This window comes from Streptococcus dentiloxodontae, from assembly GCF_053206925.1.
In genome coordinates, this window is sequence record NZ_JBRUHR010000025.1 from 1 (window position 1) to 20,497 (window position 20,497).

The 20,497-nt window shown below is 38.4% G+C and carries 18 protein-coding genes and 1 pseudogene; 4 read left to right on the forward strand and 15 right to left on the reverse strand.

All coding sequences use genetic code 11. From position 1 onward, the window contains the following. Positions 1–107 precede the first annotated feature (107 nt). Genes ACVRZ8_RS09885 through ACVRZ8_RS09895 form a run of 3 tightly spaced genes read right to left on the reverse strand, consistent with a single transcriptional unit; the run spans position 108 to position 3,694 of the window. Positions 108–329: an SDR family NAD(P)-dependent oxidoreductase gene (locus ACVRZ8_RS09885; RefSeq protein ID WP_447449162.1), complete on the reverse strand. Its 222-nt coding sequence runs from the start codon at positions 327–329 to the stop codon at positions 108–110. 17 nt (positions 330–346) lie between these two features. Continuing rightward, entirely contained in the window at positions 347–2,980 is a 2,634-nt protein-coding gene (locus ACVRZ8_RS09890; RefSeq protein WP_447449163.1) for an ABC transporter permease, read from the reverse strand. A gap of 12 nt (positions 2,981–2,992) precedes the next feature. Then, positions 2,993–3,694 carry an ABC transporter ATP-binding protein gene (locus tag ACVRZ8_RS09895; protein WP_447449164.1) on the reverse strand — a complete coding sequence of 234 codons (702 nt, stop codon included), beginning with the start codon at positions 3,692–3,694 and terminating at the stop codon, positions 2,993–2,995. 114 nt (positions 3,695–3,808) lie between these two features. On the opposite strand from ACVRZ8_RS09895, the gene ACVRZ8_RS09900 reads away from it, so the two are divergent. Beyond that, positions 3,809–4,360 (forward strand): TetR/AcrR family transcriptional regulator, encoded by a 552-nt coding sequence (locus ACVRZ8_RS09900; protein WP_447449165.1) that lies wholly within the window; start codon positions 3,809–3,811, stop codon positions 4,358–4,360. A 227-nt stretch (positions 4,361–4,587) separates the two neighbouring features. Here the strand turns inward: ACVRZ8_RS09900 and ACVRZ8_RS09905 are convergent, their stop codons facing one another. From ACVRZ8_RS09905 to ACVRZ8_RS09930, 6 genes are all read right to left on the reverse strand, one after another. Beyond that, positions 4,588–5,325 carry an ABC transporter permease gene (locus ACVRZ8_RS09905; RefSeq protein ID WP_447449166.1) on the reverse strand — a complete coding sequence of 246 codons (738 nt, stop codon included), beginning with the start codon at positions 5,323–5,325 and terminating at the stop codon, positions 4,588–4,590. A 1-nt stretch (position 5,326) separates the two neighbouring features. After that, positions 5,327–6,079, reverse strand: a complete 753-nt coding sequence (locus ACVRZ8_RS09910) for an ABC transporter permease (RefSeq protein ID WP_447449167.1) — start codon at positions 6,077–6,079, stop codon at positions 5,327–5,329. Between the two features lie 9 nt (positions 6,080–6,088). Next, positions 6,089–7,000, reverse strand: a complete 912-nt coding sequence (locus tag ACVRZ8_RS09915) for an ABC transporter ATP-binding protein (protein ID WP_447449168.1) — start codon at positions 6,998–7,000, stop codon at positions 6,089–6,091. A gap of 294 nt (positions 7,001–7,294) precedes the next feature. Then, positions 7,295–8,023: an ABC transporter permease gene (locus ACVRZ8_RS09920; RefSeq protein ID WP_447449169.1), complete on the reverse strand. Its 729-nt coding sequence runs from the start codon at positions 8,021–8,023 to the stop codon at positions 7,295–7,297. Then, on the reverse strand, positions 8,020–8,760 hold the full coding sequence (locus tag ACVRZ8_RS09925; RefSeq protein WP_447449170.1) for an ABC transporter permease: 741 nt from the start codon (positions 8,758–8,760) through the stop codon (positions 8,020–8,022). The genes ACVRZ8_RS09920 and ACVRZ8_RS09925 overlap by 4 nt, the downstream gene beginning before the upstream one ends. Beyond that, positions 8,760–9,668, reverse strand: coding sequence for an ABC transporter ATP-binding protein (locus tag ACVRZ8_RS09930; RefSeq protein WP_447449171.1), 909 nt, complete (start codon positions 9,666–9,668; stop codon positions 8,760–8,762). The genes ACVRZ8_RS09925 and ACVRZ8_RS09930 overlap by 1 nt, the downstream gene beginning before the upstream one ends. Positions 9,669–9,828: 160 nt before the next feature. Here ACVRZ8_RS09930 and ACVRZ8_RS09935 point away from each other — a divergent pair, with 160 nt between their 5' ends. Together ACVRZ8_RS09935 and ACVRZ8_RS09940 are read left to right on the forward strand one after the other, a co-directional pair. Then, positions 9,829–10,518: a response regulator transcription factor gene (locus tag ACVRZ8_RS09935; protein ID WP_447449172.1), complete on the forward strand. Its 690-nt coding sequence runs from the start codon at positions 9,829–9,831 to the stop codon at positions 10,516–10,518. Then, positions 10,519–11,838: a sensor histidine kinase gene (locus ACVRZ8_RS09940; RefSeq protein ID WP_447449173.1), complete on the forward strand. Its 1,320-nt coding sequence runs from the start codon at positions 10,519–10,521 to the stop codon at positions 11,836–11,838. A gap of 59 nt (positions 11,839–11,897) precedes the next feature. Here the strand turns inward: ACVRZ8_RS09940 and ACVRZ8_RS09945 are convergent, their stop codons facing one another. Beyond that, positions 11,898–12,800, reverse strand: coding sequence for an HAD family hydrolase (locus ACVRZ8_RS09945; RefSeq protein WP_447449174.1), 903 nt, complete (start codon positions 12,798–12,800; stop codon positions 11,898–11,900). Between the two features lie 210 nt (positions 12,801–13,010). Here ACVRZ8_RS09945 and lysS point away from each other — a divergent pair, with 210 nt between their 5' ends. Further along, on the forward strand, positions 13,011–14,501 hold the full coding sequence (lysS, locus tag ACVRZ8_RS09950; protein WP_447449175.1) for a lysine--tRNA ligase: 1,491 nt from the start codon (positions 13,011–13,013) through the stop codon (positions 14,499–14,501). Positions 14,502–14,771: 270 nt separating this feature from the next. Here the strand turns inward: lysS and manA are convergent. The 5 genes and pseudogenes from manA to ACVRZ8_RS09975 all read right to left on the reverse strand — a co-directional run bounded on the left by manA (position 14,772) and on the right by ACVRZ8_RS09975 (position 20,333). Next, a pseudogene (manA, locus tag ACVRZ8_RS09955) lies at positions 14,772–15,687 on the reverse strand (mannose-6-phosphate isomerase, class I). Positions 15,688–15,737: 50 nt separating this feature from the next. Beyond that, positions 15,738–18,404: a mannosylglycerate hydrolase gene (gene mngB / locus ACVRZ8_RS09960; protein ID WP_447449176.1), complete on the reverse strand. Its 2,667-nt coding sequence runs from the start codon at positions 18,402–18,404 to the stop codon at positions 15,738–15,740. Positions 18,405–18,454: 50 nt separating this feature from the next. Beyond that, positions 18,455–19,546 carry a PTS fructose transporter subunit IIC gene (locus ACVRZ8_RS09965; RefSeq protein WP_447449177.1) on the reverse strand — a complete coding sequence of 364 codons (1,092 nt, stop codon included), beginning with the start codon at positions 19,544–19,546 and terminating at the stop codon, positions 18,455–18,457. Between the two features lie 18 nt (positions 19,547–19,564). Further along, positions 19,565–19,876, reverse strand: a complete 312-nt coding sequence (locus ACVRZ8_RS09970) for a PTS fructose transporter subunit IIB (protein ID WP_447449178.1) — start codon at positions 19,874–19,876, stop codon at positions 19,565–19,567. A gap of 1 nt (position 19,877) precedes the next feature. After that, a complete protein-coding gene (locus tag ACVRZ8_RS09975; RefSeq protein ID WP_447449179.1) occupies positions 19,878–20,333 on the reverse strand; it encodes a PTS sugar transporter subunit IIA in 456 nt (151 codons plus the stop codon). Positions 20,334–20,497 lie beyond the last annotated feature (164 nt).

Here is a 20,497-nt window from a genome sequence, read left to right on the forward strand (position 1 = left end):
GGCTTTCGAAACTTCAAAAACTTTAAAACTAAAATTCTTATCGCTTTGAACATGCAAAGAGAGAGAACCAATCTGATTCTCTCTCGTGCTTAGTTATAAGTCACCCACTACAGTTGACAAAGAGCCAAAATGCCTTGATGCGTTGACAAATCTGAACGAATAGAATGAACCTTCAGCGTCATATTTTTCAACTGCAGCTGCCTGGAAGCTTCATCTAGTTTTTCTGGATTGCGGGCAAGCAGCACGATATTCTGGGCCTTGGGTGCTACTAATTTAGCAATTTCAAAGCCGATGCCTGAACTGCCACCAGTAATTATAATATTTTTCATAAGAATCTTTCTAACTGTTAGTCCACAGACTTCAAAGCCTCTAGCATATCAAGATTTTTCAGACGGCGGTTGACCAGCCAGCCCAAAACGAGCAAAATAAGCAGGATAAAGAAAACAGGAATAAGGTAAACAGTGACATCAACGGTTGTGCCAAACATGACATTATCAGAACCAATCATCTCCATAATAAATTGATGCAGATAACGTCCTGCTAGTAAGCCAAGAATAATTCCTATCAAGGACAGGACAATCGTTTCCCGATAGATATAAAGTGTCACTTCTCTATTGTAAAAACCAAGAACCTTAATGGTGGAAAGCTCTCTGATTCGCTCAGCAATGTTGATATTGGTTAAATTATAAAGAATAACGAGAGCTAAGAGAACACTAATAATAACCACAACCGTCATAGCAGCATTTAGAGAGGTCACAATAGTCTTGATTGTCTTCATCTGAGTTGTATTTTGCGTCACTGAGGCAACACCAGTTATAGCTAATAACTTTGTTGCCACGTCTTTTATGTGAGAAACAGAATCATCTTTTAGATTGATAAAATAAGCATTATTGTCAGGCTTTTCAGCAAAAATTTGCTGGTAAACTGACTTGGTCATAAAGAGATAATGGCCAACATTCATCTTAACCACTGCTGCTACCTTGATCTGTCGCTTTTTACCCTTGCTATCTTTGAACTTAAAGCTATCGCCTGCTTTAACCTTATAAAAGCGGGCTAATTTTTCAGAAATCAGGACACCTTCTTTCGGCAAAGTCAACGAATGACCAGAATCAACATTCTTTAAATGGACAAAATTCGTAAAGTCTTTTTTATCTGATACCATAATGGCAACAGACTGGCGATCCTTAATATTAGGAATTTCTTCCATCACATGGGTATAATAAAGGCTTTGATAGCTAGAGACCTCTTTTGACTTCAAGAAATCTGTCAATTCCTGCTCATTTTCAGTCCCATCCTTCTTGCTTACGACTAAATGATAAGGTGTTAACTGTGTAAATTGCTCCTTAATGACTGTTCCTAAGGAAGACTGTATGCCAAGACCTGCAAAGAGCAAAGCAACGGAACCTGCAACACCAAAGATAGTCATCAGCATCCGCTGTTTATAGCGAAAGATATTTCGTACGGTTACCTTATGTGTAAAACTAAGACGATTCCAAATAAAACCTAGACGTTCTAGGAAAATCTTTGCCCCTCTCATCGGTGGTTTAGGAAGCAATAATTGAGCGGGCTTTTCACTCAATTCCCGCCTAGCAATCAAATAGGCCGGCAGTACTGCACTAATAAGACTCAATAAAATAGCAATAAGACTATAAGACCAATAGAAAGCAAGATGCGGCTTACCAAGAGTCATTTTGCCTGTGAAAATCTGTGAAACAATTTTTGCTAGCAGGTAATGTCCTCCTAAGATCCCAAGAATAGTTCCCATTAAACTTGCTACAAGTCCGTAAACCAGAAATTTTCTAATAACATCTCGATTAGAGTAACCTAGTGCCTTAAAAATACCTGAATTGCTTCTTTCTTCATCAACAAAACGTGTCATTGTCGTAAAGGTAACCAGAGCGGCAACGGCATACAAGACAACAGGAAAAATATTGCCAAGATTACCCATACTATTGGCATTGGATTTATAAACCGTATAACCTTCGCCACCTAGCATGGTAGAACGCGTATAGGTAGTGTAGGTAGGTTCTGTCATAGCATCTATTTTGGCTTGTGCTTGCTGAATTTGCTTTTCTTTTTGAGTAAGTTTAGCCTGCTCCTCTTGAAGAGACTGCTGAGCCTGTTCTTGTTGACCAACTGGCAATATACTGATCTTTTGAGCTTGGTCTTGCAACTTACTTTGAGCATCAGCTAGCGCTTGCTTAGTTTGATCAACTTTGGCTTGCGGTGCTTCCTTTAGCTCTGCTAAACGTTGGTTCCCGTTGTCCTCAAGTAAGCTATCCAGTTGGTCTTGATAATGACTGATTCGTGAACTATAGCTAGCAGAAAAAGGATCCATATGCTCTAGCTGACGATAACGAATACGCGCTAAAGTGTTGGTTTCATTTGAAAAAGCCGATGAGGTTACGAGAGCATAACTTGATAGGGTACCGTCCCCTGCTGTTGATGATCCTAAATTTAAAGTGGACCATATTTCTGAAGAATTGATAAAGCCAACAACTTTGAATTTCCTTCTTTTTAAAATAGATTTTTCAGAAGACTGAAATGTCAATGTATCTCCTATTTTATAGTCTTTTTTCAAGGTAGAAATTAAGGCAATCTCGTCTTCTTTTTGAGGCAGATGTCCTGACAGCACTTGATAAGTTGAAAGAGATTGACTTTTAGAAAATACACGCATAGCCGTATCTTTTCCTTCAAGGGTCATATCTGTTACTTTTCCAAAGCTTACCTGAGCGTCTTTAAGTTGTTTTAATTCTGTCTGATCTGCCTCACTGAAACCAGAGCTAGCTGTTACAAATAAGTCAGCCGTTTGATGCGTTTTTAGGTAGCTTCTGGCGAGTGTCTGCATATTAGGCTTGGTCGCTTTTAAACCGATAAAAGTAAAAGAACCTAAGAACATCAAAAGCATAATGGAAAGAAAACGTCCCTTAGATTGCAGCAAAGCTTTATAAATTATTTTCCAATAGATTCGCTTCTTCATAAGACTGCCTCCCTAATATTCTAAGTTCTCAATATCCTGAGGCTGGTCATTCATCTCAATTGCTTTAACCTTAGCATCATGTAAATAAATGACTCTGTCGGCAATCGGAGCTAAGGCTGAATTATGGGTCACAATGACAACAGTCGAACCTTTTTGATGTGACATGTCCTGCAAAAGCTTAAGAATTTGCTTTCCCGTCTGATAATCCAGTGCACCTGTCGGTTCATCACATAAGAGCAATTTAGGATTTTTAGCTAGGGCACGTGCAATAGAAACCCGCTGCTGCTCACCACCAGACAGTTGGGCAGGAAAGTTGTTTAAGCGCTCTCCTAGACCAACTTCTCTTAGCGTTGTTTCAGCATCTTTTGCATGAGCAACAATATCTGAAGCTAGCTCAACATTTTCCTTGGCTGTTAAATTAGGAACCAAATTATAAAACTGAAAGACAAAGCCAACATCATTACGACGATAAGTCGTCAGCTGTTTTTGATTATAGTCTGCAATGTTAGCACCATCAATAATGACCTTTCCTTCATCATTATTGTCCATTCCACCTAAAATATTGAGAACAGTTGATTTCCCAGCGCCTGATGCTCCTAAAATAATGACTAACTCTCCTCTTTCTATTTCAAAACTAATATCATTATTGGCAATGATTTGGGTTTCTCCCATTTGATAACGTTTATAAGAATGCTGCATTTCAATATAAGCCATAAGAGAGCCTCCTTATTTAGACATATGTTGATTTAATTTTTACTTTAGTATATAATGATTTCAAGACAAAAACAAGCATCAGTATTTAGACGGATGTCTATTTAAGGAGATACAATGGTTCAAAAACGACAGACACAAAGCAAGGCCAGAATAAAAGCAGCCATTACTGAGCTGCTGCTGGAAAATTCTGATTTTAATAGCATTACCATTCGAAAAATTACTGAAAAGGCTCAGATTAATCGCAGTACTTTCTATCTGCATTATCAAGACAAATACGATCTTGTCAATAAGCTAGCACATGAAGTGACGGGAGATTTTAAGGAATACTTGATGACCAATTCTGTCAATAAAGATCTTCGACAAAGTCTTATCCAAGGTTTAACCTACCTTAAAAGCCAGCAAAAATTTATTTATGCTTTATCGCAAGTGATTCAAATCAATTTTTCTCAAAAAGTGAGGCAATTCATTAAAGAACTGATAGAAGAAAACCCTGACTTCTTTTACAATTCTGTTAACCCTACCTTGGGACTATCCAAAGAATATCTATCTACCACTTACACTGCAAGTCTTGAGAGTCTCTATATACACTGGATTGTGGGAGGAGCCAAGGAATCTCCTCAAGAAATTGCTGATATGTTTTTAATCATTCGAGGATTTTATCAATAGTTTAAAAATATCAAAACAAGAGGTTGGGATAGCAATTCCTGCCTCTTTTTAAATGCTTTAGATTGGACAATTTAGTACCACGGTTAAAACAAGACGATGGGCTGTGGCAAGAGACATACTAGCGATTTTTGCAAGAACTGTACGATGTGATTTGACAGGAATTATCAGAAAGCGCTGCTAGTTTTTTTCTGTCTACATATAAAAAAGCCAGCCTAAGCTGACTGATTTTAACGCATTTGTTTTTTCAAATGCCTTCTTTGAAAAAAGACAGATACCATCACAATCAGGGCTGAATAGATGACAAAGCGCAGCCACATAGACATGGGCAAGACAATATGAGCGGTATTCGTCTGGTTCATAAGAGCAGCTAATTTTAAGGAAGCTAGGACATAGCCAAGCTCTGGAATGAGATTTTGCGCTGTGAGAATGAAACCAGCAAGTCCTATCAGCATTGACAAAGCAACAGGCGGCGCAAAGCTTTTAACCATAAGAGACAGATAAGACTGAATAGCTACCAAAGCTATAGAGAAGAGCGTAGCAACTAAGTTCCAGCCCAACAGCTCCAGCGGATAGGTCATTTTAAAGTGGAAAAAGAAACCACTCAGAGAATACAGGCCCAAAAAGTAAATTTGAGACAGCAGGATCAAGGCAAGAGCTAGCAGCATTTTTGCCCAGATAATCTGCCTAAGAGAATATGCCGAGGTCAGCAAAAGCTTGATATTATTGTGTTTGTGCTCACCGTACCAGATATAAGCGCAGACAATCCCAATCATACAAGGAAAGAAGAAAGCACCGTAAAAGAGATAGACTTGTGTCCAAAGGCTCAGCCATTCTCTTTTCAATATACCTTGATTAGCTGCATAATTGACACTGCCATAGAGGACAGATAAAAGCGGCAAAATCAAAAGTGGCAGCCACAATCTTGCTCGGCGTAATTTTAAGCATTCAATTTTTAATAAAGTCATCTTAATCTCCAATCTTAACGCGCTTACCAACTTGATAAAGGACAAATCCAAGAATAATTGAGGCTATCAAGGGATAGGGCTGAAAGGCCATAATATGGTAAATATACTTGTCCCCAACTCGCTCAGGCTGACTGGCCATGAGAAAAGCATACCAAGTATAGGGAATGATATACATGACAACCTTTGAAATGAAAATCATAATCACACTCATCAAACTGGCTAAGACAGCTACTGATAAACTGATGAGCTGATTGGCCCATTTGAGGGACAAGAGATAGTGAATCAGCATAATCACCCCTGAAATAGCTAGTAGGGTCAAATAATACAAGACCATTCTTCCTATCGGTATGCTAGCGGTATAGCCCTTCATTTTAATCAGAACAGCTATCGTCAAGAATTCTATGATTTGCATCAGAGCGTAGGCACCATAGATGTAACAGAATTTGACAGCGTAGATAGACTTATAATTCACACCGCTGCTGGTCAAAATTTTCCACATCTTGTGACGATTTTCCAGCTGCACAGCCATACTAACCAGACTCGCTAGGATAACGGGCTGAACGATAACCTTTATCATGGCAACTGCATCCCAGACCTGATAGAATATTACTCGATTAGCCAAATCTGCTGCATTCTTATGGTCGAAAATCTGCAGACTAGCAAAAAAAAGCGATATGACAAGAGAAACAAACAAAAGTCTAAAGACAGGTAACCCCCGATACTTCCTTGCTTCAATCTTAAAGAGTTTCAACATAGCAACCTCCTACAAGACATCACTGGCTGTGAAGTCAATAAAGAGCTCTTCTAGCGACTTGCTGACTTCAACCACACGGTAAACGGCCACATCCGCAAGCACCAATCGTTTCACGACTTGTGCCAGTTGGGCATCAGCATAATGCGGTAGTAAAATGCCCTGCTCCGTTACTTGGGTTTGACTAGCATCCAGTCCCAAAAGCGCAGCTACCATGTCATCAGCCGATGTTCTCAGGCAGATATTGCTGCTGTGCTGACTCTTGAACTGACCAATTGTTCCTTGGTAGAGTAGTTTACCTTTTCCGATAATCCCAATCTGAGTCACCATCTTTTCGATTTCATCTAAAGCGTGAGAGGAAATCATGACCGTCGTGTGAAACTTCTCAGGCAGACTGCGAATGAGCTTACGAATTTCCTCACGCGCCTGCGGGTCAAGACCATTGGTGGGTTCATCCAAGACAATCAACTTTGGACGTCCTATGATGGCCATAGCAATCCCAAGGCGCTGCTTCATTCCAAGTGAGTAATGCTTGACACGTTTATTCTTATGATCTGTCAGGCGGACAATTGCGAGTGCTTCATCCACATCATGATTGGTAAGACCTTTAAGCTCCTTGATAATCTGCATGTTTTCAAAACCTGTCAGATTATCGTAGTAGGCAGGTTCTTCAATCAGAGAACCAATTTGTTTGAGAATACCAATCCGATTGGCATCCGTCATGGGAACATCTGCCACCGTGACCTGACCAGAGCTTGGCTCCAGCAGGCCACAGATCATTTTCATAATGGTTGATTTACCAGCTCCATTTGGACCAATCAAGCCGTAAATCTCCCCCTGCTCAATACGCAGGTCACTCAAGTCTACCGCCACCTGCTTACCGAAAACACGTTTGACATTTTTTAGTTCAATCATTGTCGTCATTTTTCTACCTCCTCGTTCGACAAATCTAGTATAGCGCCCCCACCTTACCTCTCCTTGCCGGCTTCCTTAATTCTTCCTTAATTTTTGGGAAAATAGCAGAGCAGACTTTGCCTGACTCAGAACGTAGATAAGCCCCTAAAAATTAATGATTCGAGAAATTATCCAGAGAGATGAAGAATATTTTAAGAGATTTTTGATTTCGAGTACAAAGAAAAAAGATTGAAGAAATTACCCAAATTAGACTTTTTCTTCAATCTGGAACAAGCTTTGCTTGACTCTTTTTAAACCAATTTACTAAACAAATCGTTTTTTAAGCTGTCTAACTGCTAAACCATAAAAGAGACTAATATAAAGGGCATTAAGTCCAAGGAATAGTGCTAATTCTGGTAAAGTAAAGGATACTAAGGTGCGAACCCGAAGACCTACAGCAACTTGAGTATAAGGAAAGATAGTGAATAAACTTTGTCCAATAAAGAGGGACATAAGTCCTGCCATAGCTAAAATGGCTGAGATGAGAATAGGAACGGCAAAGTTTTTCAGTCGAACACTAATAAAAATTTGAACGGTAACAATAGCAACGGTCCCCAGCCAACCTGTAACAGACCAGAGTAAAAAGTCCGGTAAAAAACTAGCAAAAGATACTTTCAAAATGACAGCACTAAGTATGTAAAAGCATAGCACCAATAATTGGCTGATAGCCATAATCACTGATAAGCTAGCGATTTTTGCAAGAACTATACGACCAGGTTTGATAGGAATGGTCAAGAGCCGCTGCCAATTTTTATTGCTTTCCTCAAATTGACAGCTGATGGAACAGATGATTCCAATGAGGATAGGGGTGAAAATTTGTGATGAGTAAAAGACCGTTTGTCCCCAAAGAATAAAAGCTTCTGTCCCATCAACAAGGTACTTGCGACTAAGAGCAAACAGCATTGTTCCTAATAAGGTTCCGACAAGATTAAAGAAGATGAGAATTATCGGAATAGCGCTTTTCCTGATTTTTTTAAATTCAAATGATATCATAATAAATCCGCCTTTCCGATAAGTTTTTTACTGACAAAAATGGCTACAATTATAATAAGCAACAGAGCTACTAATTTAAAGGGATAATTGCTATCGTATTGGAAAAGGTAAGTGTGAGCTCCAATTATCCGCTTAGCGATTCCCATCATAGAGAAGTATTGCCAAGGAACAAAGAAGCGAATAGGTAAGGGTAGAGCACTGATACCGACCAATGATAGGAAGGATCCAATTAGGCCTGTTACTACCGTTACAGTTGCTTTTTGGTAGATAAAAGCCAAACACAGATGGAAGCAAGATAAGAAAATACAGACTAAAAGAGTTGTTAACAAAAAGAGACTTAATTGAGTAAGTGTCACCTTGATTTGCGCAGCTTGAATAATAAATTTTAAAAAGATGGTTTGTAACAAACTAACCACAAAGGCAAAAATGGTCATAAAGGTTAGTTTAGCCTTAAAAAGTTGCCAAGGACTTTCATTGCTGGTTTGCAACAACTTAAAAGTCTTGCCCAAGTGTTCCATTTCCAGCAGTCTGGATGCCAAAACAGCAATAAAAAGTGGTAGGATAAAATCGTTCATATAAGCCATGTCGAAGATGGCATTATAAACCTCATGGGTTTTAGGCAACTCACTGTTGATAACAACACTACTCCAGACAAATTCGACAACAATAATGACAATCAAGGATAGCAGGAAAGAGCGCCTTTTTAATTTGGTAAATTCTAAGCCTAAATTGAGCATTACAAGACACCTCCTTCTCGTCCTGTCATATCAAGGAAGACCTCTTCCAGTGATTTACGCACCATGCGAACTTGATAAATATCAATGTTATTTGCTACTAAAAGTTTAACAGCCGCTGCGATATTAGCCTTGTTGTAATCTGTGAGTATCAGGTCTTGATTTTCTTCTAATTCAAAACCTTTTTGCATCAACAGCTGTTCAGCGAGGGCATCATCACTGGTCTCAAAAAGGTATTTCTCATCTTCTTCTAACTCAGCAAGTTTTCCTTCAAAAAGCAGCTTTCCTTTGTTGATAATGCCAACAGTTGTCGCCATCTGTTCAATCTCTGACAGAATGTGGCTGGAAATAATGACAGTCATGTCGTATTTTTGCGGCAAGGATTTGATGAGTTCGCGGATTTCCTGAATACCAGCAGGATCTAGTCCATTTGTAGGCTCATCAAGAATCAGCAATTTAGGAAATTTGACAATAGCCAAAGCAATACCCAAACGCTGCTTCATACCCAATGAATAATTTTTAACCAGCTTGTCTTTTTGCTCGTAGAGTTTGACGATTTTTAAAACTTTGTCAATATTTTCCTTGGGGAGTTTAAGCAAACGTTGGATAATCTCTAGATTTTCATATCCAGTCAGATTAGCATAGTAAGAGGGTTCCTCAATAAGGGAGCCTACACTTGACAGTAGTGCAATTTGATTGCTGTCAAAATTTTTACCAAATAGTTTTATTTCACCTTGCGTTGGCTGTAACAGTCCCAAAAGCATCTTCATGGTTGTGGACTTTCCAGCACCATTAGGTCCAAGGAAGCCGTAGATTTCATTTTTCTTGACATGGATGGATAGCTGATTAACAGATAATTCTCCAGCGAAATCTTTACTCAGTTGATTGGTTTCTAAAATATAGTCGTTCATGATCTTCTCCTTTTCAATTATTGGTTTCTCATTTGACACCTCTAGTATAGCGCCCCCACCTTACCTCTCCTTGCCGGCTTCCTTAATTCTTCCTTAATTTTTGGGAAAATGGCAGAGCAGTTCAGCTGATTATGCTATACTAAGGTTAAGGTGAACTGATATGAACGAAAAAAATAGAAAGCTTCTCATCCTAGATGACAATCCTGAAATTTTAGATATGGTTACAGAAAGTCTGTCTATTGCCGGTTTCAGTCATTTGACACGGGCTGCCAGCAAAAAAGAAGCCCTAGAGCTTCTGGAAAAGGAAGCCTTTGACTTAGCGATTTTGGATATTATGCTGCCAGACGGTTCTGGTTTTGAGGTGCTGAGGGAAATTCGAAAGACCTCAACCATGCCTGTGCTCTTTCTGTCTGCGGTATCTGACATCGAAAAGCAATACCAAGGGTTTGAGTTGGGAGCGGATGACTACATCGTCAAACCTTTTCGCCCCAAAGAATTAGAACTGCGGCTCTTGTCCATTCTCAAGCGCAGCTATCCGCCGCAAGATGAGCTGGTTAGACTAAGTGCCTGTCAGATTGACTTTGAGCGCGCAGCCATTCTCAAAGAGAGCCAAGAAATTCCGCTAACCGCTAAGGAATACAGCCTGCTCAAAGTTCTTTACGATCATAAAAATAAAATCGTTACCTTTGACCAGCTGCTGAGCAAGGTCTGGGGCGACAATTATCAGGGCTATGAGAATACGCTCATGGCGCATATCCGCAAGGTGCGGCAGAAGATTGAGGCTAATCCATCTAAGCCTGTCCACCTCATCACAATCAAGGGACTGGGCTACCAGTTACGGGTGGATTAAATGACAACCTTTAAGTATTTTTCTAAAGTGCTGCTGACCTATTTTGCTATGGTAGTCCTTCTAGGACTGGCTGCTCTTGTCGTCTTCTTCTTTGGAAGCTATCACATCATTGCTAACATGGAAAAAAGTCATGAAGAGCCGACAGCCTTCGTCAAAACAATGGTCAGTCATGACCAGCTGCAACTCACTGCTCAAAATAAGAAAGTCCTAGACAAGCAAAAGATCTGGCTCATGCTGCTGTCAGAGCAGGGAGACATTGAACAATCCTACCGCCTGCCAGGTAAGCTCAAGCGCCACTACAGCATGGCAGATATTGCCCGCTCATCGCGCTGGTATTTAGATGATTACCCTGTTTTTACCTTTGTTGTTGGGGGAAAAATCCTCATCTTGGGTTATCCAAAGGGAACTTATGATAAATTTCCAGCTAATTACTACAACGCTCAAAATTTCTTTGGCATCGCAAAGCTGGTTGTAGGTATTGTTGTGGGATTGCTCACAGCCTTATTAGTCATGTATCTGGTGTCACAATGGCGCTTCCGCAAGGAATTCAAACCCATCACTCAGGCTCTTGCTGACTTGTCCGACAACCAACCTGTCCTCCTTGATGAGAAAGGCAACCTGTCTGAAATCAAGTCTGCTCTCAACCAGACCTCGCAGCTCTTGATTGAAACCAAGGACATGCGCAGCCATTGGATACGCGGTATCAGCCACGATCTGCGCAATCCTCTGACCCTCATGCTCGGTTACACCAGCCAGCTTGAAAGTTTGCAAGGCCGCAATCATCAAACTCAGCAAATCGAAGCTAATATTCATAAAATGGAAGGCATCATCTCCAACCTTAATATGAGCTATCTGCTGGAGAATCAAGATATTGAGCAGGAAATGACCAGCTTTGACCTTAATGGTCTCCTCAGACAAATCATAGCTGACCTCTACAATAACTATGAAGGGATTGATTTGAGCTTTGAACTGCCCAATGACGCAACTCCTGTTCTGGGTAATAAAACGCTGCTGACACGCGCTATCAACAATATTCTTCTCAACAGCCTAACGCACAATACCTCGCCACAACTGAAACTCAGTTTACAGCAGGTTGGAGACCACGCGCAGCTGATAATCACAGACAATGGCTCCATTAGTGCTGAAAAAATTGCAGAACTCAATCAAAAATCCCGCAATTACGCTACACATGGCATGGGGATTATTATCAGCAAACAAATTGTTACGCTTCATAAAGGCAGCTTGAATTTTGCTTATTTAAATCCAGGTCTTGAGAGTATAATTTCGCTTCCTTTAGTAAAAAATGAAAAAGATGATTGACTTTGAATGATAAAAAATGGAGTCCCAGCCAAACGCAACTTTGGCTGGGACTCCATTTTTTATCTTGCATATTTTAAACGCAGAATTTTCTCCTGATGCCTATTTAGACGTAAAAGAATAACAACTTTGTCAATACTCATATTGCTTTCAAGCAAACGCTCTGCAGCTATCATAAGGCCATTATTGATGCCTAATTCGAGAACTGGATTTTCCTTGTCATTAATATCAAAAATAAATTTATTGGCAGGCAAATCAAAGAGAACCTTAACCGCCCCAAATAACTGTTCAAAGTTATCAATGGCTACATCATAAATAGGTTTGGTTCCTGGCTTGAGTGTTCGTCCGCGATGGTTAAACCACATAGAATGCCAACCGCTATTAAAAGCACCCACAATATCATTGTCATAAGAATCTCCGACATAAAGAGTCGTTGACGGGTTCATGCCAAATTGTTCTGCTGCCAGATTGAAAATCTCCCTTTCTGGCTTTTGAAAACCGGTTGCCTGAGAGACCAAGACGCATTTAGGCTCTATGTAGTCGTAGAGTCCCAATTTTTTGACCTTCTTAAGCTGATGTTCTGTCGGCCCATTGGTAATAATTCCCATAGGGATACCCTTGGCCTTTAGAAAATCAAGTGTCATGCGCATTTCATCCAGCATAGTAATATTTTCTAGCTCATTTTCATAAACTTCTTGAAAATAGTTTCCAGTTTCTTGGTCAATCTCACGGTAACCAAACTCTAGCAGTGTCTCTTTGCATCGCCAAAAACGAAAATATTCTGTTGTCCATTCACCAGCCATAACACGAGGAAAACCAACATCTGAGTAATGCCGAAAACGAATATAAGTCTGATTAATATTCGCCATATCAAAATCAGGGAAGCACCGCTCCATAGCAATACGGTAAGGGGCCTGTTGATCGTAAACCGTATCATCAACATCAAATACAATGGATGTAATCATAATGATTAAGAGCCTTGGAGAAATACCTAGGTCTCTTTTCCTTTCTAATAATCTACATTTCTATACACATGTCAACCATTATATAATTTTTAGATAGCATTTTCAATTTTACAAAAACAGTGGCATGAGATTTCAAAGTAAACTCTCTGAAAAGGTGTTTTCTATACGTATTTGTGGTATAATGACAGAGATTATTTATTGGAGGAAAACATGTCAAATCAACATACAGAAGAATTGAATGACCAACAAATTGTTCGCCGTGAAAAAATGGCGGCTTTGGCTGAACAAGGAATAGATCCATTTGGCAAGCGTTTTGAACGCACAGCTACTTCTGGTCAATTAAAAGAAAAATATGCTGACAAGTCAAAAGAAGAATTGCATGATATCAATGAAACAGCTACCATTGCTGGGCGTTTAATGACCAAGCGAGGTAAAGGTAAGGTTGGCTTTGCCCATCTTCAAGACCGCGAAGGCCAAATTCAAATTTATGTCCGTAAAGACACTGTTGGCGATGACAATTATCAAATTTTTAAAAAGGCCGATATCGGAGACTTTTTAGGTGTAGAAGGTGAAATCATGCGCACAGATATGGGAGAACTTTCTATCAAAGCTACGCATATTACACATCTCTCCAAGGCGCTGCGTCCACTACCTGAAAAATTCCATGGCTTGACTGATGTTGAAACCATCTACCGTAAGCGTTACCTTGATTTGATTTCTAACCGTGAAAGTCTTGAACGCTTTATCACACGTTCAAAAATCATCTCAGAAATCCGTCGCTATCTTGATGGTCTTGGTTTCTTGGAGGTAGAGACACCTGTCCTTCATAATGAAGCTGGTGGTGCTGCCGCTAAACCATTTACAACCCACCACAATGCTCAAGATATGGATATGGTGCTGCGCATTGCAACAGAACTTCATTTAAAACGACTGATTGTTGGTGGTATGGAAAGAGTCTATGAAATGGGACGTATTTTCCGTAATGAAGGAATGGATGCCACTCACAATCCTGAATTTACTTCAATTGAAGTCTATCAAGCCTATGCCGACTTTGAAGATATCATGGATTTGACAGAAGGTATTGTGCAACACGCTGCTAAAGCCGTTAAGGGTGATGGTCCTGTTACCTATCAAGGTACCGAAATTAAGATTAATGAGCCCTTCAAACGTGCTCACATTGTTGATTTAATCAAGGAAGTAACTGGTGTTGATTTCTGGAAAGAAATGACTTTAGAGGAAGCGCAATCCCTTGCTCAAGAAAAAAATGTTCCACTTGAAAAGCACTACACTTCTGTTGGACACATTATCAATGCCTTCTTTGAAGAATTCGTCGAAGAAACACTTATTCAACCAACATTTGTTTATGGTCATCCTGTTGAAGTCTCACCATTAGCTAAGAAAAATGCAGACGACCCACGTTTCACAGATCGTTTCGAACTTTTCATCATGACTAAGGAATATGGCAATGCCTTCACCGAATTGAACGATCCGATTGATCAATTGGAACGCTTCAAAGCTCAAGCAGCTGCCAAAGAATTGGGCGATGACGAGGCCACAGGTATTGACTATGACTATGTCGAAGCCCTCGAATACGGTATGCCACCAACAGGTGGGCTTGGTATCGGTATTGACCGCTTGGTTATGCTCCTAACAGATACAACAACCATTCGCGATGTTTTACTTTTCCCAACGATGAAATAAACACCTCTAAAAACCTTGACTTGATGGACTTTGTAGATAGTAAATATACCAACTTACCAAAAATTTACCAGAAATTATTTACAAGGTTGTAAAACCCTATAAAGACTTACAGCTTCTCTTGGACAAATCCAAGGGAAGTTTTTTGAGTTTTGGGATAAGAAAACTGACAGCAGATTGCTACTGTCAGTTTGTTTTATTTAACTAATTCCTTAAAGGACTGTAAGTGGCGAGACAGGATAGAGGTTTTAACTTTATCAAAATTAGTTTATTTTATATATGACTCACAATTAAATCTAGTTTACCACTGAATTTCCAATCGTCAACATTATTTGGAATAATAAAGTGCTCCCCTTTAGTTAGTGCGTACATGGTTTCTTCAACCTTGATACTACCAAGCCCGTCTATTACAGATACCAGCAAGTACGGTGCAAACTTTGTCATATCCACATTACCGTTTATTAACCAATGATAGATAAATAGTTAAAAAACTCTGTTGATACCAAAGTGGTATGCGACAAATAATCTACTTGAATCGTATCGGAATGAGAGTTCTGTACTTCACCAATCATTATAACATCTAACAATTGTGATAGGTGTAGAACTCTTTTATTCCCACTATCATCAACTCTACAAAATCATAAACTCAATAAGTTGTATCACTAGACTGCTGTGTTTCCAAAATCATTATACCTAGACCAATAGCATGCATTGTTCCACTAGGAACATAAAAGAAATCTCCAGCTTTTACTTTTACCTTTTTAAGCAAGTTATCCCAGTCCTTATTTTCAATAAGTTTCGCAAGATTTTCTTTACTTGAGGCATTATGTCCATAAATAATCTCCGAATTGGGCTCTGCCGATATAACATACCAGCATTCTGTTTTTCCCAGTTCGCCCTCGTGCTCAAGTGCATACTCATCATTAGGATGAACTTGAACACTTAACCATTCATTAGCATCTAGAATTTTTGTTAGAAGTGAGAATATCTCTGATTTATCAAAACCAAATAATTATTTATGATCAGAATACAATTTATCTAAAGTTTCACCTTTAAATTTGCCATTCTTAATGGTAGAAACACCATTTGGATGTGCCGATATTGCCCAAAATTCTCCTATTTTATCACTAGGGATCTCATATCCAAATTTCGTTTTTAGACGCTTTCTTCCCCAAATTTTTTCATGCATAGGAGAATTTAAAATAGCGATTCTGACGTAAATGTACCTCTTTTTCTCTATTAAAATTCTATATAAAAGGTAACAAATTTATTATGACTAAGGTGGGCAGTAATGATACCTTCGTTCGAAGAAACCTTACCTTTGCATTCTTCTTTCAAATTAACATACTCAATTAAGGCTGGGGTTTTATTAAACTGAACACTTGTAGTGACTGATTTTTTGTATTGACTGTTATACAAACGAATAATGTATCCTAGACGTTCTTCAGCTTTCTTAACTAAGCTTAAGTTTCCATCTCCAATAATGTTTAAGAAAGAATACTCACTAGGCAGTGTTTTCTCAACGTCAAATTGTGTAAAGCGTAATCTCGTATTGAGATAATCGGAATATTGATAAACTTGAAAATCTTTTAGATATTCGCTAACAACTTCTCCTAATTTGTAGCTATTCATATCACCTTGGTAAAATATTGCTGAAAAATCAAACTCCATTTTTTTGTGACATTGAGCATCAGGAGTTGCTATGACTGTTTCTCCAGATGCACGTCCAGGTCGATACAAGAGGTTTTCTCGTCCCATATGTCCATAGGTTCTAAATAAAGTTAAACGAATCGTATCAAAATTATCACCAACAATTTCATATTCTCGAACCCCCTTTGGAATTAACGCAACACCACGTTCCGCATCATCAAGAGTGACAAATGATTGACAAGTTTCAATAGCTATCGGGACTTCATTCCACTTATCTGACTCTTTTTCCCAAAGCTTCATTTCTTCTCGTACCACAGGACGTTTAATAGAGCCAAATTGATGATCCGCTTTGGAGAATTTAGAAGCAATTTGGCTATTGAATAATACACACATTCGATGACTGTCTACAAAACGATTATCCACTTTAAAAGTAAACTCAATAACTGGAGATCCTGCTTTCAAAGTTATTGATAAACGAACGGGTAACTTTGAATTACGTACTCCGTTTGCCCGTGCTTCTAAGTTTTCAGGAACTTCAAATAGGTAATCCAATGCCATGCTTTGAATGATATCTGAGGTAGAAATGGTTACTTCAGGGATGAAAGCTGATGATTCTGTGACAAGGTCTTTCCTTGGTGGTGAATAGTTGAATGAATCACCATCATCACCATTTTCTTGAATAACCGCCTGATTCTTATAAAGAATCCCTGTAACCTTATCAAGAATATCTAAAGTATTGTTTCCGTTTACCATTATGCAATAAAAGTCATTTTCAATTTTATCATTTTGTCTTGATTGCTGTTTACGATGACTATCATCTTCCAAATCAAGATAGAAATTTTTATACCCAAAAGTTGGTAGCTCTTTAAACGAAATAGCAATAGATACTTTATAAACTTTTTCTGGTTTGTAAACTGCCTTAGCAGAATCTAAAACATTGCCTTGACCTAAAATATAATCAGTCTGGTCTTCATATGATGTTACGGTATAGGGATAAATATTCTCATCTTCGTCTTTAATAGCAAAATCAAGTTGAGGAACATAAAATTCAGTTTCTACGACTCCTTTCTTTTTTCGACCAGACAAATTAAAGACAGTAACTGTAATATTTTTGTTACAATTGATATGCATAACAATTTCACGCTTTTTTAGTTCTGCGAGATTTTCTGCAAGATCACGTGCCTTTTTATATCTAAGATAGATATCCTCATTAGTTGTATCTGAAACACATGAACCAATAGAATCATGAGCAGCATTTTCAAACATCAGTTTCCAAATTTCTCTGACAACTTCAACTGGATATTCAAACCCTAGACTCTGAGATAATGAAAGCAGAGGCTCAAGAACGTTGACTAAGTAATTTTGAATTTGAGTATTTAATTTCTTTAAATCAGAACGCGATGAAAAAATAGACTTATGGATACGCATCAATTTACCATTCAACAACTCACCGGCTATTTCTTCTAACTCAGGATGTTGATCTTTAATTGACTTAATATAATTGGCGTAAGTAGAAATTTTAAATTCGTATTCATCAGTGTATAACTCTTTCATGCGATTTAAAAGCTCTACTAAATTTTCCCTTGCTGGAGCTTGGTCAAATCCATTAGGCATAAGAACTTGATCTGTTGTACTCTTTGACCAAATAGTCTTATATGGTTCTTTATGTAAAAACTCCTTAAGGAGTTTTTTATCTTCAGGGATGTCCCCACCTATATAATAACCAGCTTGAATTTGATAGGCATTGACCACTGTTCCATCTTCACCTCGCCATTTAAATTCAGAATGTTTAACATCATCATCACTAACACCACGCCAAAATAGTGTGTCCTCAATACCAAACGCTTTATAAATTTGTGGCATTGCTGCCGACTGACCAAAGGAATCCGGAACATAACCTACATTCATGTAGTTACCAAATTCTTTTGAGATATTCATTCCATAAAACATATTTCTCACAATACTCTCGCCAGAAATAACCATTTGGTCGGTTTGTGTATACCATGGACCGATGATAAGTTTACCGTCTTGAACTAACTCTTTAATAACGTCCTTATCTTCTGGACACCATGCTAGATAATCATCTAAAAGTGATGCCTGACCATCTAGTGTGTAGGAATCATATCCCTCCTTATTTTTTAATAGTGAAATAATTTTTTTGAGGTTATTCATCAAATAAATTTTTGACCGGCTTGTTGTAAAATACCACTCCCTATCCCAGTGTGAATGAGGGACAACGTGAACTGTTTTTATCATTTAAATTCTCCTTCATTAGAAAGAGAGCACATTTTTAGTGCTTCTTCATATTATTCAAAGCTAATTTCGATGTCATCAAAGTTCATATCTTCAACTTCATTAGATTTATTGAAATCAACAATCAGCGGAGCAACGAAACCAATAAATGCAGCACCAACAAACATACCGATTAAATAAGCCCAGCCATTACCAACTGTAATAAAACCGTAGATACCACCCACAGGAGGCATTTTAGCATACATACCAAGAGCAATACCTAACCCCGATGCAATCGCACCGCCAAGCATATTGATAGGAACAAGTTTCAAACTTACCATGGTGAAAGGAATTGCTCCTTCAGTAATCCCGATGAAGCCCATTACCCAATTGTTACGAGAAGCATCCCGAAGTTCTTCACTAAGTTTATCTTTATGGAAAATTGAAACAAATGCATAACCAAGTGGAACAGCACAAATTGCTACGTTGGCAATAATTGCTGGTAGATAGATACCTTCAGCAAGCAAAACATTACCTGCCATCCAAGCTGCTTTATTAATAGGTCCACCAAGGTCTGTACCAATCATAGCACCCATAATAATAGCTAGTAAAACTTTATTAACATCATTTTCAATCATTCCTTGAATCCAAGAAACAAGACTAGTATTAATCCAACTTAAAGGTTCTGCCAGAACCACTCCCATAACAATAGCCACTGCAAAAGTTGCAAAGAATGGGAAAACAATCAAAGGGAAAACACTACTGTATTTTTCAGGCACTTTAACTGTATTTTTAGCCCAAACCACGACATAGCCTGCTACAAAACCTGCTACCATCGCTCCTAAAAAACCTGCATTTGAATCTGATGCTAATGCACCACCAATCAGACCTGCGCCGATAGCTGCTTTATCTCCAATTGAATAAGCAATAAATCCAGCCAGCACTGTATTAAGCAAACCAATACCAGTCCAACCAACCTGTTCAGTTAAATATAGAATATGTTGAAAATCACTAGTTTTAGCAAATGCATCCAGGCTTGTATACCCCATTGCAAGACCAATGAGTTTTGGAACAGCAATAACAAGTGAGGCTCCAATAATTAAAGGTAAAGCATAGCTAATACCTGTCATCAAATGACCTTGGGCAGTTTTTAAAAATTTCTTCATGATAGATTCCTTTCTATATTATTTACTGATAGCTTGCACACATTTTTGTAGGACTGCCTCTGGGGCTTTAATACAAGTGGAAATATTGACCCTGATTTTTTTCTTCCCATCAAAACGTTCTTCCTGAACAATCTTTTGATCCGTTGCTAGAAGAACAAAGTCTGCCTCTGCTATTTCTTGTGCAGTTAACTTATTTACTTGCCCCATTGAGCCTTGCTGCTCAATGCGTACTTCATAACCTAACTTAGACCCCGCTTTTTCTAATGCTTTAGCAGCCATTGGTGTATGTGCCAATCCAGCCGGGCAAGATGTGATTCCTACAATTTTCATATTAGTAAGCTCCTTCCATGGCTTTTATAATTTGATTTTCTAACTCATCTTTATCTGATGAGTTTTTTACTGAGTTAATGAACTCTTCTTCTAGAAGAGATGTAGCAACTTTACTAATCATTTCTAGATGCAGTGTTCCTTTGTACTCACTAGGTACCATCAAAGCAAAGACATTTGATACTGGTTGATCATCAAAGGTTTCCCATTCAATTGGATGAGTTAGTTTAAGAAAAAGAATAGTTGGTTTTTTTATAAAATCTGCTTTCGCGTGCGGTATAGCAAATGAATCTTGCAAGCCCGTTGAAACTTCTTTTTCTCTCTCTAAAAATGCCTCTACTAATTCTGACTCACCGTCAATAATACCTTTATCCTTTACATGCTGTGCAATGTAATGAAACAGCTCTATCTTATCTTTAACGTTCACATCCAGTAGAATATTGTTCTTTGTAAATTCCATCACTCATCCTCCCTTCGTTTTACAAATATATCTTAACATCAGACTCAAGAGAAGTCACTAACACCTTTTTCCACTTTACTTTCGCAAAAAGCAAAAAATATTTTTTTACTTTTTTCAACTTATTTTTTGAAAAACATCAAAATTTTCAAAAATGCTTTTATGAT